Consider the following 15481-nt stretch of genomic DNA (forward strand, 5'->3'; position numbering starts at 1 on the left):
CGGCTACGGCAGGAGGTTTGACTGTCCTGCCTGCACACTCTTCGTGAAAAGTTCGTAGTCCTTGCGGGACACGACGAGGATCTTGGCATCGGGGTCGCCGACATCGACCGAGTCCCGCAGCGCGACGACCCCATCAACGAACGCGACCTCCAAGCAGTTGTCGCCCCCGTTGGACATCTCGCTCTTGGCCCAGACAGCGTTCGTGAGATCGACCTGCTTGTTCATGTGTAACTGTCCTTGATCAACTGGTGGATGAAGCGGCGTGATGCTTGCCCGTCAAGGGCCTGCGTGCGGAGGAGCTCGAAGGCTGTCACGTAGCGGCCGACATCCTTGTCTTCTTCCAGGTACAGGGACGTTGTCAGTGTCTCCGCGACGCAGACCGGCGGCCCCACTCTGAAGTGTAGAAGCTGGAAGGATCCGTCAACACCCGCGTGCGCACCTGCGACGAACGGAAGCACATGCACGGCAACATGGCTGTCGTTCTCGGACACTTCGAGGAGCCGTTCGAGCTGGTCTTTCATCACGTCCTTCGACCCGACGACGCGGTGAAGCGCCGCCTCGTCAAGGATGCACCGGAGCTGGATCGGTTCTTCCCGCCTCAACGCTGCTTGGCGAGCCAGGCGCAGGTCTACGAAGTGCTCGACCTCGTGCTTCGAGGTCCACTTCTTGCTGCCTTCCACGATCCCCGTGGCGTACGCACGGGTTTGGAGTAGACCGGGCACAAGGTGCAGGTACGACTCAGTTCTGGACGCCATCCCTTCGAGGTGTAGGTACTCCTCGAATTCGTGACTGCGGATGGCGTCCTTGTACTCGTCCAGCAGGTTGGTTCTCTTGCCTGGGGCGGCCAGGGACGCCATGGCCTTGACCTTGGCCCTCGTCTCATCCGACTCCACCCCGTAGATCTGGAAGAAAGCCGTGAGGCCGAGGCCGGAGACTCGTTGCTTCCCGTTCTCGATCTTGCTCAAGGCTGGCTTCCCGGCAAGCCCAAGCCGCTCTGCGGCCTCCTCCATGCTGTAACCGGCAGCGTTGCGCAGTGACCGCAGGGCTGAGCCGAACCGGCGCCTGTGCACGTTAGGTCGGGCTTCGACCATCACCCACCTCCTTGGCCTCGCAGAGTACCGGGTGGGTCGGTGGTGTCATATGCCAGTTGCTCTAGGAGCAACGTTTCTTGTTTTGGGGGTTGCCCGAAACGTTTCTCATGCGCCATCGTTGCACTCGTCGGGAGATTCCGCGAATCGCCCCAACGCTGCGCTACTGAACGTGTATTGACGTCTGGTCATATGCCTCGGCGGCGTGGTGCAACTGAGTTCGTCAACCGGGCCTAACCCCACTGACATGCGCCCTCGCATGGATCAGGCACAGGAGACAGCTATGACGCACCCCCCGAATGAGACGCGAGAGGCGCCTCTGGACCTCGATGTCGCCACCCGAATCGCCAACGACGCGCTTGCGTGCCAGCTCGGCACTACCACCCGCGAGGCCATAGACAGCCTGAGCGATCGACTCGTGGAGCAGATCGAAGCCTTCTTCGACGAAGGGCTCCCGGAGGCCGAGGCCGAGGCGGCGCAGCAGCGCGAGGAGATCCAAGCTCTCCTTGAGCGTGCCCCGGATCGTGATGCCCCCACTTTCTCGGCCCACACGTACATGCGGGCTCTGGGCCGGGTGCTCCGACGTCACATCGCGCAGTACGAGGAACGGCACGAGGGTGCGGGCCAGGAACAAAAGGCCCAGGTCCAGGATGGGGGCAGCGAGCCGGCTGATCCTGACGCTGGTCAGCCCAGCGGAATGTACCGGGCACCGAGCGGCCTCACGGGGGCAGCGAAGGGGCGTTGGTTCAGTCTTACCGGCGGGGTCCACCTGTGATCGGCAATGCCGCGGTGGCCCGCGCGGTCAGTGATTACATGCACCGTCGCCCCGGCGAGTCACTGACACTCGCGCCGCTGTGGCAGACGCTCGCCCAGCACGCGAAGGCGGGCGCCTGCCACCACAGAGGCACGTGCCCGATCGTGACGGCGAGCCCTATCGTGGTCAACGAGCGTAGCCAGGTGCTGATGTTGCAGGGCGGTCGCGGTCCTGCTCGGCTGCCGGAGGCACGGTTCGAGGAGGGGTTCGACACCCTTGGCGAAGCGGCCCTCACGCTCGCGCGGGCTCTGGGTGTCGAGCAGTTGTGGTCCCAGCCCGGATGTGACGAGCCGATCCAGTTGGACGCCGGCTGCGCTGATGTACAGGACGGCGACCGTATGAGGGTCGCGGCGCGCTACCTCTTCCGGACACATGCTTCACTCTGCCGTTTTGCTCCGGGTGCCCCACAGCTGTGGGTGCCGCTGAACGAGGTGGATCTCGAACTGTCCCGGCGGGTCCATGCGGTCATGGCCGAGAGGGTTTCGTGAGCCGATGGCGCCCCAACGAGCTGGCCTACCTCGGTGTCCTGACGATCCTCATCGTTCTCCTGGCTTTCGGGATCGGCGGTATGGGATGAACGAGCGGCGTCTCACCAACTGGCGGGGGTGGGCGAGCGCGCTCATTTCGCTTCTCATCGCGGCTGCCCTGTTCGGGCCGGCGCTCTGGTTTGTCACCCCCGGCTAGACACGCCATCCCCCCGCAGGTCGGGGCAGCCCCCGGCCTGCGCTCAAGGTCCGTCCCTGGTCTATTCGACGCCTGCCTACCCCCCGTCGCGGGTGGTCGGAACTTTGCATCACTGTCCGAGCAACGAAGGAAGCAACCATGAAGACTCGTGCTCCGTTGATCCTGGTGGCTGGTCTCGGCGCCGCTCACCTGGCGCTCAACGTTCGTCACCATCGGGAGTCCCGACACCTCGAACTGGTGAGGCTGCACACCGACCTGCTCCGTGACACCGCTGCGGACCAGCGCCTTGCCGAGGTGACGAACTCGGGTGGCTTCACCGGGCTGGACGAGGACACTCGCGTCAGGTACATGAACGCAAACAGGTGGGTCTGCCTCTGGAGCGCCATGCTCCGCACGCGGTTCCTCAGCCCGACCAGCATGCGTGAAGTGGCCGACGACTTCATGGAGAGCCCCGTGGGCCGGGCCTTCTGGGGGGTGGCTCGCCACCACCGCCGGGTTACCGTCCGCGACCGCCACGACGAGCGGTTCAACGCCCTGATGAACGACGCCTACGCGGGCGCCGAGGCCGAGAGCGCCTGACACAGACTCCCGCTCGGCTGTTGCCGATTTGCAGTCGGGCGGGTCCACAAATCCGAGATTAGAGGGGTAGTTCATGGCTTTCGCCAAGAAGCGGGTTGGCGGCAAGAACGGCGGCGCGACGGACGGGTACAGCGTTCGGCCCGAACCGATCTTGGAGCCGAACCCGCACGGCAACCGTGCCGAACGCCGCGCGGCGAAGAAGGCCGAGAAGAAGCCCAAGAAGAGCTGACACAGGCTCCCGCCCGGCCACTTGTGTGACGGCTGGCAGCCAGGCGGGGTACGACGGGCGCCGAGGTCTTCTCTGCGTCCGAGGAACAGAACAGCGAGGAGTGCTCTCATGGAGATCCAGCACGAAACGCGTATGGAGCCGGCGGCCAGCTCGCCCCAGGCCGGCCCCGAGACGAGCGGCAGTCTGCTCGTCGCCCGGTCGAGGGTGAAGGCCGCCCGCGCCCGGATGTTCGTCCCGTCCGACAACACCGCCGGTAAGTCCGACGGCAACGACTGACGGGACTGAACATGACCGCTGAGCGCCATGCGGTCGTCGCGCGCCTCGGCGAGGACTTCCTCGCCGAGGCGTTCGGCCGCAGCTACCGCCTCTCTCGTGGCGACGGCCCGTCTGTCGCCGACATCATCACCTGGGACGACGTCAACGAACTGCTGGCCCGGTACCGCATGGAGTCCCCACGCCTGCGCCTCTCGGCTGACGGCGCGGTCATCCCTCTGGATGCCTACACCGTCCCGGAGGTCGCCAAGCGCCGTACCGTCTTTCACCGCATGCATCCGGCCGCCCTGCACGAGCAGCTTGCCAAAGGAGCCACCCTCGTCATCGACGCTGTGGACGAGGTGATTCCAGGAGTACAGACTCTCGCCTCAGACCTGGAGGCCGCACTCCGATCCAAGGTCCAGGTCAACTTGTACGCCTCCTGGACAGCGAGGGAAGGCTTTGGCGTCCACTGGGACGACCATGACGTCGTAGTCGTTCAGATTGACGGCTCGAAGCGCTGGAAACTCTACGGCCCCACTCGTACGGCGCCTATGCACCTGGACATGGCCGAGCCCGAACCGCCACCCGAGGAACCCACAGTCGAGTTCGTACTGACACCGGGTGACGTGCTCTACCTCCCGCGCGGCTGGTGGCATGCCGTCTCTGCCTCCGAGGGTGAGCGGTCCCTTCACCTGACCTGCGGGCTGAGCACCACCACAGGCGCCGACCTCATCGTCTGGCTGTCCGAGATTCTCCGCTCGAACGACATCGTCCGGGCCGACCTCCCGCGCTTCGGCACGTCTGGCCAGAAGCGGGAAACCGTCTCCGCTCTACGAGACCTCCTTGTTGAGGAGCTGTGCGATGAGGGCACAATCGATCGGTTCTTCGCCTTGCGCGACGCCGACGAGCGCGTACGGTTCCGCCCTTCTCTGCCTTTCGTCGACAGGGTGCCGGCCGATCCCAAGGTCAAGGCCCGGCTTCTCACGACCCGCCACACCCTTCAGGTGTCGGAAGGCGGCACCGTCGTCTTCACGGCAGGGGGCTCGTCCTGGACATTCGCCGACCTCGCGTTGCCCCTGCTGGAAAGGCTCGCGGACCGGTCCGAGTACCAGCTTGCCGACCTCGTCACCGGCACCGCCTTGACGCTGGACCAGGCGGCGGGCCTACTCACCGAGCTCGTGAACGGGCAGGTCCTTACGGTCGGCGGTGGGACGTGACCCTCGCGGAACTTGCCCTGGGTACCTACCGAACGTACGGGGTAGTCGCGGCGGCCAGAACCGCGATCGAACAGGGGGTGCGCTGGATTGATACGGCCCCCAACTACCAGTACGGCACTGCCGAGAAGCTCCTTTTCCCCGTGCTGGAGCGATTCCCGAGCGTTCGGGTGTCGACGAAGGTCGGCCTCCTTGACGAAACGCGGCAGGCGAAGGCATCCGCGGCCGGCGTCCTGACGTCGTCACGTCTCGGCAAGAAGTTCAGCCTTGATCCGCTGTACATCGCGTGGCAGGCCAGGATGAGCTGGACGGACCTTGGCCGCACCCCCGACGTCACGTTCATTCATAACCCCGAGATCGATGAGCCCAGTGAGAAGGAACTCGACGACCGCATCCTGAGAGCGTTCGAGGCCCTTGAAGAGTGCTGTGCCCAGGGACTGACCAAGTCGTACGGGGTTGCTACGTGGCGCGGACTCCATGATGGGTCGATCACCATCGACCGGCTGTTGGAACTCGCGTTCAAGGCCGGTGGCGGATCGAACCGGTTCGCCGCCATTCAGTTGCCTCTCAGCCTGATCCATCCGAAGCCGATCGCCGACGCGTTGGAGAACCGCGGAGTGCTCATCGACGCACAGGCGGCCCAAGTGGAGGTCTTCGCTTCAGCGCCGCTCCATGGCGGGGAACTGCTGGACATAGTTACCCCTGAAGTGGCTCGTGCCGTACTTCCGGAAACGCACCCGCTACGAGTGGTGCTGGGGACTGTAGCGGCTACACCCGGCGTGACGCGCGTCCTGCTGTCGGCCAGTACCTACAAGCACTGGAAGGCGGCATACCGCTACGCCCGCGCGTTGCCCCCCTTCGACCCCTCCGACCTCAGAAAGATCGTCGATGCCTTCCGCTCCTGACCAAGCAACAGCCACGCGAATGCGTCAGGCATTCGGGTACGCGGCTTCCATCTTTCCCCTGGTACGTAGCGAAGGAAGCGAAGTGTGGGGGTGGGATGGGAAGACCCTGAGCGCCCCCATGAAGCAGGGATTGTGGCTCAAGGTCGCCGCGATCCCGAGCGAGAAGGCGGCCGGGGCCGGATGGGACGGGTCCGAGCATGCCCAACAGGCCATGTCGAGCGATGTGCCCCGGCCCCGCTTCCGCGGATCCTTCCAGTGGGCGGCTGACGGTTACACGTACCGGGCTGATGTCCATGATCAGATCAAGGACCGGCCGATCAGCTCGGGCCCCCTTCCGCCCCCCGGGCTGACGCTTCCCGATGCCTGGTGGACGGCACTGCGCACCGCCCTGGACGCCATCAAGGCGGCGGCGACGAACCGAACCGCGATCAAACAGGAACGGCTTCACTGGGCGTTGCCCCGGTTCCTTGGCGTACCTGTCAATACTGAGGTTCCGGAGTGGTCCACCATCCACGCCGACATTCAGTGGTCCAACCTCGTCGGCTCGGACCTCTGCATTCTTGACTGGGAGCGCTGGGGCCGCGGTCCGGCCGGGTACGACGAGGCGGCGCTGTTCATCTCCAGCCTCACCGCCCCGGCAGTCGCCGAACGCGTACGCCACGAGTTCAAGCACGTGCTGGACACCCCGGCCGGGCACTTCTCTCAACTGGTTGTAGCGAGCGAGTACCTACAAGGCATGGAGCGCGGGAACAATCTGGACCTCGAAGCCCCACTGCGCACGCATGTCGCCAAGCTGCTCTCGTAGCCCTTGAACTGCCCTGCTCGCCTGCACCGCACTGGGGCGAGCAGGGCCCTCGCTACAGGCAGAGCCCTTGCCAGCCTGTGCATCGATCTCGAAGGATTCGTGCTAAATCGCGGGAGACTCGGAAGCCTCCGGTGAGACCGCCTCGTGTGAAGCAGGCATGACTCCGTACGCCGGGCGGCGCCGCTCCGGCCCGGCTGGTTGCCCACCAAGATGCCGTGCGGAAGTGTCCAGCGCGACACCCTTCGTGAACACCTGTTCTGCACGGTCCAGGGTCAGACGCATTGTCCCGTACGGTCCCACCGTGAAACCCGTACGGTGCCCGTGCAGGTGTAGTTCCTCCACCGCCTGGACCCCGGCTTCGACCTCCGGCACGTCGTCAGGGGGGATGAGTGCGTGCGCTTCCTCAGCCCACTCCCAGCCGAGATCACGGAGCACGGTTCGAGCTTCTTCCTGCTCCCAGCCGCTTCGCGCTACCAACCCGTGGCGGGGGTCCGCCGAGAAGACCACGTCGTAGTTCTTCATCATCGCGCCATCTCCTTGGTGCGCTCGGGCTCGGGTGACTGCTCTTCTTCGTTCTCTCCATCAGCTCGCGCGGGCCATGCTGCAAGCTGGAAACGGGCCGGGCGCTCCTCATGGCGTGCGACTCGGCACTCGTCGCCGGCCTTGCCCAGCGCCTTGTTCATCCGGGTGAGGAACCGGTCGTACTGTTCGTGCCAGATCACGGAGGAGCCCGCGTCCGCGTATGCGTCGCTTCTGGCGAAGGCCAGGGCCGCGATCTCGTTTGCCAGACCTTCGTGCTTCGTCCAGCAGGGCGGAATGACGTCCTGCGGCTGCCAGGCGTACGCGCTGTTCAACCATCGGCACACGGAGTCGAGCCATGCCGGCATCGGTTTGACCAACTCGGCGGGCAGCGAACCGAGGTCCCACGGGGCGGGGCCGTCGACTACGGAGTCCTCCGCGCTCCGTGCAGCGATGTACTCCAAGATCAGTGCGGGCGGCTCGGGAAAGGGCTCGAAGTGGGCGAGCGGATTCGTCATGCGGCAGCTGCTTCCCCACGACCGGCCCAGGCGGCGGCGTGTGCCCTTGCCCGGTTCTTCTTAGCGATGGTCTGACGTGAACGTTCTGCTTCGTTGGCCGCGCGAAGGTTTCGGACGTGGCCTTGGATCTCGTTCCAGGAAGCCCAGGTCCACATGCCGTCGAGTCGGGTGATGACCGGTGGCAGGTTGTCCGCGAGCACAAGAGCATGCCCCTCGGGGAGGGCCCTGATCTCGTCCCCGCGCAGGACCGGCTCCAGCGCCATATGGGTGGCGGTCGAGTGGCCGCCGCGGTCCCCGCCGCTTGTGGTCTTCGTCTTGCGCTCCCGCTCGACCTGGCCGCACAGGTCGGACATGTCCCGGAGGAAGACGGGGTCCTTGGCACCGCCGAAGACAACCACGTGGTTGGTGAACGACGCCAGCTCGTTCGCGGTGTCCTCACCGAAGCGGGCGCGGGCTGACGCCCAGCCTTGAAGCCCGTAGATCACCGTGATACCTCGGCCCCGGCCGTCGGCGACGCGTTGGCGCAGGCTTGGGATGGGTGCGATGTTCGGCGCCTCGTCCAAGGCTGCAAGGAGGGCAGGGTCGAGCCGCCCTGCTGGGGACGCGATGGCGTGAGCCTCAGCAAGGTCTAGCAGATCCTCGGCTATCGCCGTGGTCAGCGGAGCCACGGAGTTCACCTCCGAGTCCTTCCCCAGCAGGAAGATGGTGCCTTCCGCGTCAAGGAACTCATGGAAGTCCGTGGGGGCCTCCCCGTTCCCTTGAAGCGCCTGGACCACTGACTCGTGCATGAGGGGTTCAAGGGCCGCGTCGAGGGTGCTTGCGGTGTTGCCGACTGTGCGGCTGTCACCGGTGGTGGCCGTGCGGAGCATGTCCGCCCAGCCGGGGCCGGCACCGGGATGGGCGTTGAGGATGCCGAGGGGCGCGGGGTCGGTGAGCTTACGGGCCCACTTCAGTACCCAGTCGAGGCTGGCACCGTCGAGGGCGGCCGCGTGGAAGAAGGCGGCGAGGATCTTGGATGCCTGCCCCTTGTAGAAGGCGCTGCCTTCGCTGGACTGAGCCGCGGATCCGGGGATGCGAGAACCGGCGACGAACGCCTTGGCGCGCATCATCGCGACCTCGGTCTCGGCGGCGCCGGTAATGGGCGTCCACCGGAACTTTGGGAGGGAAGGGGCGATGTTCTGCGGGTCGAAGACCATGACTGGTCGGCCGCCGCGTCGCCGCGCGTCGAGGGTCAATTCCACCAGATCCGGTTTGGTCGAGGTGGCGAGCACTGGACCGACCCAGTTGCGGATGGTCGGGGCGAAGAAGCGCAGCGTCTTTCCGCTGCCCATGGGGCCGATGACCCGGCACGCCTTGTCGGCGCGGGAATACAGCTCGACGCCCTTTGGGCGTTGCGAGGTCCCCAACGAGTAGCCGAAGTCGAGAGGGTCGAGGGGGTGGCGCATGTCGTACTCCGGAACGAGGAAGATGAGAGGCGGCTCAGGAACCGGCGGAAGGGTTCTTCGCAGGGCTCACCGCTGATGTGCGAGCAGGGCGGTCTTCACCGCGGATCAGGGAAGGGCGGATCTCCGTAGCCTTCAGAACGGCCTTGGCCGACATCTGACGCTTGAGCTGCCCTTTTGCCGCGAATCCTGCGTTGCGGCGGCCTCGGGTTGTCAGAAACCAAACTGTGGCCAGGGCGACTGCGCACACGGCGGTCACGGCGTACAGGGCCATGGAGATACCGCTCGGCATGAGGTCCACTAGGCGCTCCTCCTTGCTCGGGCCGCGAGGTAGCGCATCCGCCGACCGCAGAGCCGGGACAGCGACGCGTCGGGCCCGGCACAGCGCGGCGGAGCCGTGTGGAAAGCGCTGTGGAGGTCTTCCGCCGCGCGCCAGATGTGCGTGACGGCCGTACGGACGCGGCCGCCGGCTGCGGAGTAGTCGCCGTGGTCCAGCATGTTGGCCAGCGCCTTCATCCGGTGGGCGAGTTCGAGGGCATCGGCGTGCAGCTGGTCGATGTCCTGGCGTACTGCGTGCTCGTCGGCCGAACGCATGGACTCGTCGCTGGTGATCGTCATAGCGGGGGCGCGTTCTGAATTTGAGTGGAAGAGGTTGATGGCGGAGAGGTGGCGGTAGCTGCTCATGCGGCGTCCGGGGCGGGGTTGGTGAGGTCGATCATTGAGCCGGAGGAGAAACACAGGTGCTGCTCGGCTTCGACCAGGAGGTGTTGGACGCCGGGGTAGATGACCTCTCCGACCTTCCACAGGGCGATCCCACGGCGCAGACGCATGATGTGATCCGCGGTCCAGGACGGCAGACCCAGCCGGGCCACCGTCGCTTCGGCCTCGGCCTTCTTCTGGCTGTAGATCACGATGGTGTCAGCCATCTTCAGCGCTGCTTGAGTCTCCGGGCTGTCATCGATGTCCGACAGGTGGTGGACGATGAAGATGCAGCTCAGCCCGTAGCCACGGGCGAACTTCAAAAACTTCTCCAACAAGCCGGCCAGTTGGGGTGTTCCCAGAATGTGCCATGCCTCTTCACAGACGAGGATGCGCTTTCGCTGCGTGTAACGGCGGCAGCCCGATGCCTGGTTAGAGCCCAGCTCCCAGGCTCCGGAGTTCGCGTCGACCACGATCCGTTCGTGCTGCCCCGGTTCTGCCCCGCACTCGCACAGCGGTCGCAGCCAGACCTCTTCGAGGAAGACGCTGATGACGGCAACGAGAATGGTCATGGCGACGCCGCCGGACGGAACCTTGGTCAGGTCGAAGACGATCATGTCGGCGTCGAGGTCCACGCCGAGGCTGGTAGGGCCATCAAGCATGCCGGTGAGGTCGCCGGTCGCGTCCTGCTCGCTCCCGCAGAGCCGGTCCAGGGCATAGGACGCCTCCAGGCCGTCACCGAGAAGTTCGTCCCGAGTGCGCTTCTTGGCCATCGCGTCGGACTTCTCCGGGGAGCGCAGAGCGGCGGCGACGTCGGCCAGGACCGGGGTACGGCCGAGTTCGCCTGCCCTCTGGCGGGCCCTGCGGATCGCGATTCGCAGGGCAGAGCCGGCGAACTCGTCCAGGGCCTTGCCGAGACCGAGTTCAACGATTGTGCGGACCAGTTCGACCTGCCGCTTGCCCGCGATGGCAGGGTCCATCGGGTTGATGCATGAGGAGCCACGGCCGCCGCCGGGTGCGAACTTCACCGGGGCCTTGCCGGTCAGCGAGCGGCCGAGCGCGGCCCACTCGCCTTCCTCGCGCTCTTTCTGCTCCTTGGTGTCGAGGACGACCACCTGACGGCCGAGGCGGATCTGTCGGGCCGCGTAGGTCTTGGTCAGGGCCGACTTTCCCCGGCCGGTCTCGCCCATCACGATCATGTTGCCGCCCGGCAACCCGTCGCCGAAAGCGCTGAAGGGGCAGTAGATAAAGGCTTTTCCGCTGTACAACTCGCGGCCGATGATCGCGCCCGCCGTGCCGAGGGTCGGCGGTGCGATGGGCAGGTACAGGGCCTGGCTGGTGGTCGTCTCGGTGTAGAGGGGACGGCGCGCTGTCTCGTGCATCGGCGACAGCGGGGCGAGGTCAAGGAGGTCAGTCACTTGATGCCTCCGGCGAGGGGCAGGGTCGTTGCGAAGGCGCGGGCGTGTTCGAGGTCGAGCCACTCGATCCGCAGGTGCGCGTTGCGGGCGCGGGAGGCGGTGGTGCGCTTGATGCGCTCCAGGTCTTCGGCGCTGCGCGAGGAGATGGTGATGTAGCCGACAACGGCGGAGCCGGCCGCGCCGGAGGAGGCCAGGGCCAGGCCCCGTGATCCGGTAGCGCTGGCGGCGATCTGGTCGCGCGGGTCGATGTTCTTGCCGCGCTTACGGTCGCGGTCCATCTCGGCATGGTTGTTCGTGTCTTCCGCGAGCATCCGCTCCACGGCCGTGTCATTGGGTTCGAGCTGCTGTGTGATCGAGATCGTGCGGATGACGTCGGGCATCCCGATCAGCAGGGGCGAGAGGAAGTCGGGCCCGACGGGTGTGGTGGGCCATCCGACGACGGCGGCCGTGGCGTGGTACCAGCAATCCGTGGAGCCCGCTGCACGGGTGGCGACGTGGGCGCCGTCGCGGACGTCCACGTTGCGAGGGAAGGCGTGCGCCTGCCGGAGGTCGGTGTCCCAGATGGCATGGTCCGGGTCGTACGAGTTCCGGATCAACGCGGTCATCCGACCTTCGTCCAGGGGCGCGATCACCGAGAGGTCGGCGTCCTCCGCGCGGGACCACAGCTCATCCAGGTACGCAGCCATCGCGGCGGCGATCCCCTCGTCACCGGTTCCGCGGGCTGCGCCCTCGGCCGCCAGGTCGCGGGTGAACCGGGCGTGGATGGTGATGTAGTACCGGTGCTCTTCCGCCGAGGTGGACACGGCATTGGCCAGCACGTCGTACGAGTCCTTCAGCCACTGCGGCGCGTCCGTCGTCGCCGCCGACTCGTCGCGCTGAGCGATGAACCGCTGGTGGGCGTAAGGGTCACTCTTCATCTGTCGGGCGAGGACCTGAACCCGCTTCACCGGGTGCTCTTCAACGTTGCCGAAGGCATCGAGGAGTTCGCCCCAGCGCTCCAGGGCGACGATCTGTTCACCGACTTCCTTGCCACCGAGGCCGGGAGAGGCGATCTCCAATGTGGCCGTGACGCATCCGGCTTCCGGCTGGAGGACCACAACGGCCTGCTGCCCGCGGACCGTGACGGGCACCCACGTCATGCCAGTGACGCCTTCCGGCTCGGTCAGAGCAGCATCCGGCGGGGTGCCATCGCGGCGCACGCCGGCCTCAAAGGCCGGAGACGCCCACACGCCGCCGGTACGGCGGAGCGCCTTGCGGTGGTAGCGATTGATCCGCCACCAGCGGTACAGCGTCCGTCGCTGGGACGTGCCCTTGGGCCGGTACGGCGCGTACACGATGACCAGGGCGAGCAGGATCGGCAGGACAAGGCACACCGCGGCGATGGCGGTCACGCCGTTGAAGAGGTAGCCGAACAGGATGCCTGTGGCTGCACCGCCACCAAGAACGACCTGTTCACCGAGGTCACGGCGGCCCACCAGCCCTGTGGGGCGATGCTTTCCGAACTGATACGTGCGAGTCGACATGAGGGGTCACTGATCCTTGTTGGGGTTCGGACGCCCAGGTGCCTGGCCGCCCGACGGCCGTGGCGGCAGCGGGGGCGTGACCGAGGGGCCGGAACCCGAGGTGGTTCCTGATGCGGAAGAAGGGGAGGCAGGCTGCGTCGGACCGGAAGGGCCCGGACTCGGAGGCGAGGGCGGCTGTGCCGTGCTCGGTGCTCCGCTGGCCCCTGGCGGACGCCCGGCCGATGCGTGACTTCCAGCCGAGGACCAGTCCGGAGTAGAACTGATGACCGGGTCGGATGTCGCTCCCTGGGGACGAGCAGAGTCCGGTGCACCGGACATCCCCGCGGTGTCGTCGCCGCCCTGCTGGCCTTCGGAGTGCTCGGGCTTGCTCGCGCCTGCGGCGTCAGTGCCCTGCGCGCCCGGGGAACTCGTGGCCTTGTTCTTTGCCATGTTGACGCCGGCCTTAGCTACGGCTACCCCGGCGGCGATCGGTCCGGCCACGGCCGTTCCGCCGCCCATCTTGGCGCCGGCGGTACCCGCGCTCTTGGAACCACCGACCAAGGAGTCCTGCACTCGCGCGCCCATCGCGCGGTTGGCGTGCTGGCCGGGGCCGTCGATCGCAGCCGCGGGGCCGGAGGACTGGGCGCTCTTTCGGTCGTGGTGGAGCTGAGCCATCTCATCGCCGAAGGCAGGCACCCACTTGTAGAGCGTGGCGCTCGCGAAGACGGCGAGCAGGAGGATCAGCGCGCCGACCAAGATCCTGGAGACCGCGTCGGACATGCTTCCCGAGGTGTCACTGAGAATCGCGCCCCCAAGGCCCAGCAGGGCGAAGAGAACGGGCTTGGACAAGCCGATGGCGAAGATGGCGCCGAACCACTTCTTGCTCTTGTTCCACAAGTCGCGGTCGACGAGACCCGCATTGACGACCGGCCCGAGAGCAACGGCCACATAGATGGCTGCGCTGCGGATCAGTAGCTCGATCCACATCAGCAGAGCACCGCACATCATGACGAGGTTGACGACCAGCAGCTGTCCTGCGCCTTGGGTGGGGTTCGCCACCATGAGCTTGAGCAGGTTCTCCAAGAACGGCTTGAAATTCGATGTCGCGTAGGGCTCGAAGATGGCCGTGACCTCGTCAATGGCCTTCATCAGCAGAGCAATCGCGCCCGGCGTCATCGCGTTGACGACGAACTGGAGGAGCAGGAAGCCGATTGCCTCGGAGACCGCAGTGGTCACGGCGACTCCCCGTACCGCACGCTTCGCCACGGCGATCAGCCACAGGGCGACAGTGAGGAGGCTGGAGGCCGCGAAGATGATCGCGTACTGCTTCAGGAAGCCAGGGGACGTGAGGTCGATCTTCGTTGTGTTCTGGATCAGTTCCAGCATTTTGCGCAGGAACCAGATGTTGGCCTCGGCAAGTGCCTGGAGCAGGAACCCGAGCGGATTCTTGACGAAGTCGATGGCCTCCTTTGCCTCGCACACCATCGGGATGTAGCAGAACGGGGAGGCGATCGCGGAGGGCACGAAAAGGAAACCGATGAACACGTTGATCACGGCGACTGCCTGAAGGCGCCGCCTCCAGCGGCCGGGAGTCCCCCGCTCGATGGTCAGCAGTCCGGGAGCGTCGTCACGCAGTCGCAGGCGCATTGCTGGCACCTCCCACGTCCGCGAAGCTGTCAGCCGGGTCCGCCTCCTGCATGGCAGGCGGCGACGGCACGAGCGGTTCGGACGGTGTGACGGCCGTCGTCTTCCAGGTTCCGTCCTCCCAAACCAGGTCCACGGTCATCCGAAGGAAGGCGACTTGCGGGCGTCGCGTCTCGTCCTTCCCAGCGACTCCGCCCACCGAAGCGGTCCACAGCTCGATGCTCGCGGCCTGGTCGGAGTAGGAGATCGAGCGGGTGGCGAGCGCGGCCGTCCGCGTGATCAGTTCGCTTCCGTCAGCAGCCTTGCCGTCGGCACCGACCCCGCGGTTCTCCATGACCAGACGAGCCGTCGAGTTGGTGTCCGAGGTGACCGAGCGCAGCACGCTCGATGCGGCGGTGGCCGCCAGCATCCGGTGCCGCCAGTCCTCGTTGACAAAGAACCGGGGATCGCCGTAGAGCATGGTGGCGCTGACGGCGGCGGCGCGAGCACCGTGTCCATCGTGTCCATAGGGCGCCGGGAAGCCGTCGTGGTCGGCTGAGCCGCTCAGGACGGGGTCTTCCGCAGTGGCCCGAACGTAGTCGGAGAAGTCGGCTGGAACGTTGGATGTCTGCCGTGAGTCGATGGGAGCGACCAGGCCGCTTGTGCTCGAACTGTCCTTGAGCTTCCAATCGTTGGATTCCCAGGTGAGCGTGACCGTCACCGACTGAAAGTCGGTCTTGGGTGTCGCGTGCCCGGCCGCACTGCCGCGAACCGTCGTTGTCCACAGCCGCACCATCGCCCCGTGAGCGGCGAAGCCCAGAATGTGCGCCGAGAGAACGCCGGTACGGGCGATGGCTCTCTTGGAAGAGACTTTGGAAGTGTCGCCCCGGAGGGAACTGACTGTCCTACGGGCGGCGTGGTTTGCCTTCTTCGCCGTCGCTTCGACAGTGCCCTTTGCCGCCATGGCGGCCACAGCGCGGTGCCGCGCATTCTTGTTGGTGAGGAATCGTGCACTCCCGCTGACCGTCGTGTAGTTGGCCGCTGCCGCCTTGGCGCCGGATGGCGTGTGTGGGTATCCCACAGGGACGCCGTCCGTCTTACGCACGCTGCCCTCGCTGGCCTGCGGTGCTGAGGGCGCGGCTGCTGATGCGGACGGAGCGGGGGTAGACGGGCTGGCCGTGGCCATG

At 66.2% G+C, this 15481-nt stretch carries 18 protein-coding genes; 8 read left to right on the forward strand and 10 right to left on the reverse strand.

Annotated features, from left to right (window positions below; translation table 11 throughout):
- Positions 1–3 precede the first annotated feature (3 nt).
- Positions 4–225 (reverse strand): DUF397 domain-containing protein, encoded by a 222-nt coding sequence (locus ACF1CT_RS05680; RefSeq protein ID WP_383915753.1) that lies wholly within the window; start codon positions 223–225, stop codon positions 4–6.
- Positions 222–1091 carry a helix-turn-helix domain-containing protein gene (locus tag ACF1CT_RS05685; RefSeq protein WP_391782471.1) on the reverse strand — a complete coding sequence of 290 codons (870 nt, stop codon included), beginning with the start codon at positions 1089–1091 and terminating at the stop codon, positions 222–224. The genes ACF1CT_RS05680 and ACF1CT_RS05685 overlap by 4 nt, the downstream gene beginning before the upstream one ends.
- Before the next feature lie 280 nt (positions 1092–1371).
- Here ACF1CT_RS05685 and ACF1CT_RS05690 point away from each other — a divergent pair, with 280 nt between their 5' ends.
- From ACF1CT_RS05690 to ACF1CT_RS05725, 8 genes are all read left to right on the forward strand, one after another.
- On the forward strand, positions 1372–1863 hold the full coding sequence (locus tag ACF1CT_RS05690; RefSeq protein ID WP_391782472.1) for a hypothetical protein: 492 nt from the start codon (positions 1372–1374) through the stop codon (positions 1861–1863).
- Entirely contained in the window at positions 1860–2390 is a 531-nt protein-coding gene (locus tag ACF1CT_RS05695) for a hypothetical protein (protein ID WP_391782473.1), read from the forward strand. The genes ACF1CT_RS05690 and ACF1CT_RS05695 overlap by 4 nt, the downstream gene beginning before the upstream one ends.
- 334 nt (positions 2391–2724) lie before the next feature.
- The gene (locus tag ACF1CT_RS05700) at positions 2725–3165 is read left to right on the forward strand and encodes a DUF6082 family protein (RefSeq protein ID WP_391782474.1); all 441 of its coding nucleotides are present in this window, start codon (positions 2725–2727) and stop codon (positions 3163–3165) included.
- Between the two features lie 73 nt (positions 3166–3238).
- Positions 3239–3394 carry a hypothetical protein gene (locus tag ACF1CT_RS05705; protein WP_383915745.1) on the forward strand — a complete coding sequence of 52 codons (156 nt, stop codon included), beginning with the start codon at positions 3239–3241 and terminating at the stop codon, positions 3392–3394.
- A 108-nt stretch (positions 3395–3502) separates the two neighbouring features.
- A complete protein-coding gene (locus tag ACF1CT_RS05710; RefSeq protein WP_391782475.1) occupies positions 3503–3670 on the forward strand; it encodes a hypothetical protein in 168 nt (55 codons plus the stop codon).
- Between the two features lie 11 nt (positions 3671–3681).
- Complete coding sequence (locus ACF1CT_RS05715) at positions 3682–4866, forward strand: cupin domain-containing protein (RefSeq protein WP_391782476.1); 1185 nt, start codon at positions 3682–3684, stop codon at positions 4864–4866.
- Positions 4863–5768: an aldo/keto reductase gene (locus ACF1CT_RS05720; RefSeq protein WP_391782477.1), complete on the forward strand. Its 906-nt coding sequence runs from the start codon at positions 4863–4865 to the stop codon at positions 5766–5768. Before ACF1CT_RS05715 ends, ACF1CT_RS05720 begins: the two co-directional genes overlap by 4 nt.
- Positions 5769–5886: 118 nt before the next feature.
- Positions 5887–6573 (forward strand): hypothetical protein, encoded by a 687-nt coding sequence (locus ACF1CT_RS05725; RefSeq protein ID WP_391782478.1) that lies wholly within the window; start codon positions 5887–5889, stop codon positions 6571–6573.
- Positions 6574–6675: 102 nt separating this feature from the next.
- Here ACF1CT_RS05725 and ACF1CT_RS05730 read toward each other — a convergent pair whose 3' ends face one another.
- The 8 genes from ACF1CT_RS05730 to ACF1CT_RS05765 all read right to left on the reverse strand — a co-directional run bounded on the left by ACF1CT_RS05730 (position 6676) and on the right by ACF1CT_RS05765 (position 15399).
- Positions 6676–7098 carry a hypothetical protein gene (locus ACF1CT_RS05730; protein WP_391782479.1) on the reverse strand — a complete coding sequence of 141 codons (423 nt, stop codon included), beginning with the start codon at positions 7096–7098 and terminating at the stop codon, positions 6676–6678.
- Complete coding sequence (locus tag ACF1CT_RS05735) at positions 7095–7610, reverse strand: hypothetical protein (protein ID WP_383915733.1); 516 nt, start codon at positions 7608–7610, stop codon at positions 7095–7097. Before ACF1CT_RS05735 ends, ACF1CT_RS05730 begins: the two co-directional genes overlap by 4 nt.
- Positions 7607–9055 carry a type IV secretory system conjugative DNA transfer family protein gene (locus tag ACF1CT_RS05740; protein WP_391782480.1) on the reverse strand — a complete coding sequence of 483 codons (1449 nt, stop codon included), beginning with the start codon at positions 9053–9055 and terminating at the stop codon, positions 7607–7609. The genes ACF1CT_RS05735 and ACF1CT_RS05740 overlap by 4 nt, the downstream gene beginning before the upstream one ends.
- A gap of 297 nt (positions 9056–9352) precedes the next feature.
- Positions 9353–9736 carry a DUF6238 family protein gene (locus ACF1CT_RS05745; protein ID WP_391782481.1) on the reverse strand — a complete coding sequence of 128 codons (384 nt, stop codon included), beginning with the start codon at positions 9734–9736 and terminating at the stop codon, positions 9353–9355.
- The gene (locus tag ACF1CT_RS05750) at positions 9733–11169 is read right to left on the reverse strand and encodes an ATP/GTP-binding protein (protein ID WP_383915725.1); all 1437 of its coding nucleotides are present in this window, start codon (positions 11167–11169) and stop codon (positions 9733–9735) included. The genes ACF1CT_RS05745 and ACF1CT_RS05750 overlap by 4 nt, the downstream gene beginning before the upstream one ends.
- On the reverse strand, positions 11166–12692 hold the full coding sequence (locus ACF1CT_RS05755; protein ID WP_383915723.1) for an SCO6880 family protein: 1527 nt from the start codon (positions 12690–12692) through the stop codon (positions 11166–11168). Before ACF1CT_RS05755 ends, ACF1CT_RS05750 begins: the two co-directional genes overlap by 4 nt.
- A gap of 6 nt (positions 12693–12698) precedes the next feature.
- Complete coding sequence (locus tag ACF1CT_RS05760; protein ID WP_391782482.1) at positions 12699–14318, reverse strand: hypothetical protein; 1620 nt, start codon at positions 14316–14318, stop codon at positions 12699–12701.
- A complete protein-coding gene (locus ACF1CT_RS05765) occupies positions 14299–15399 on the reverse strand; it encodes a hypothetical protein (protein WP_391782483.1) in 1101 nt (366 codons plus the stop codon). The genes ACF1CT_RS05760 and ACF1CT_RS05765 overlap by 20 nt, the downstream gene beginning before the upstream one ends.
- Positions 15400–15481 lie beyond the last annotated feature (82 nt).

The sequence above is a fragment of the Streptomyces sp. NPDC014734 genome (genome assembly GCF_043083325.1).
GTDB lineage: Bacteria > Actinomycetota > Actinomycetes > Streptomycetales > Streptomycetaceae > Streptomyces.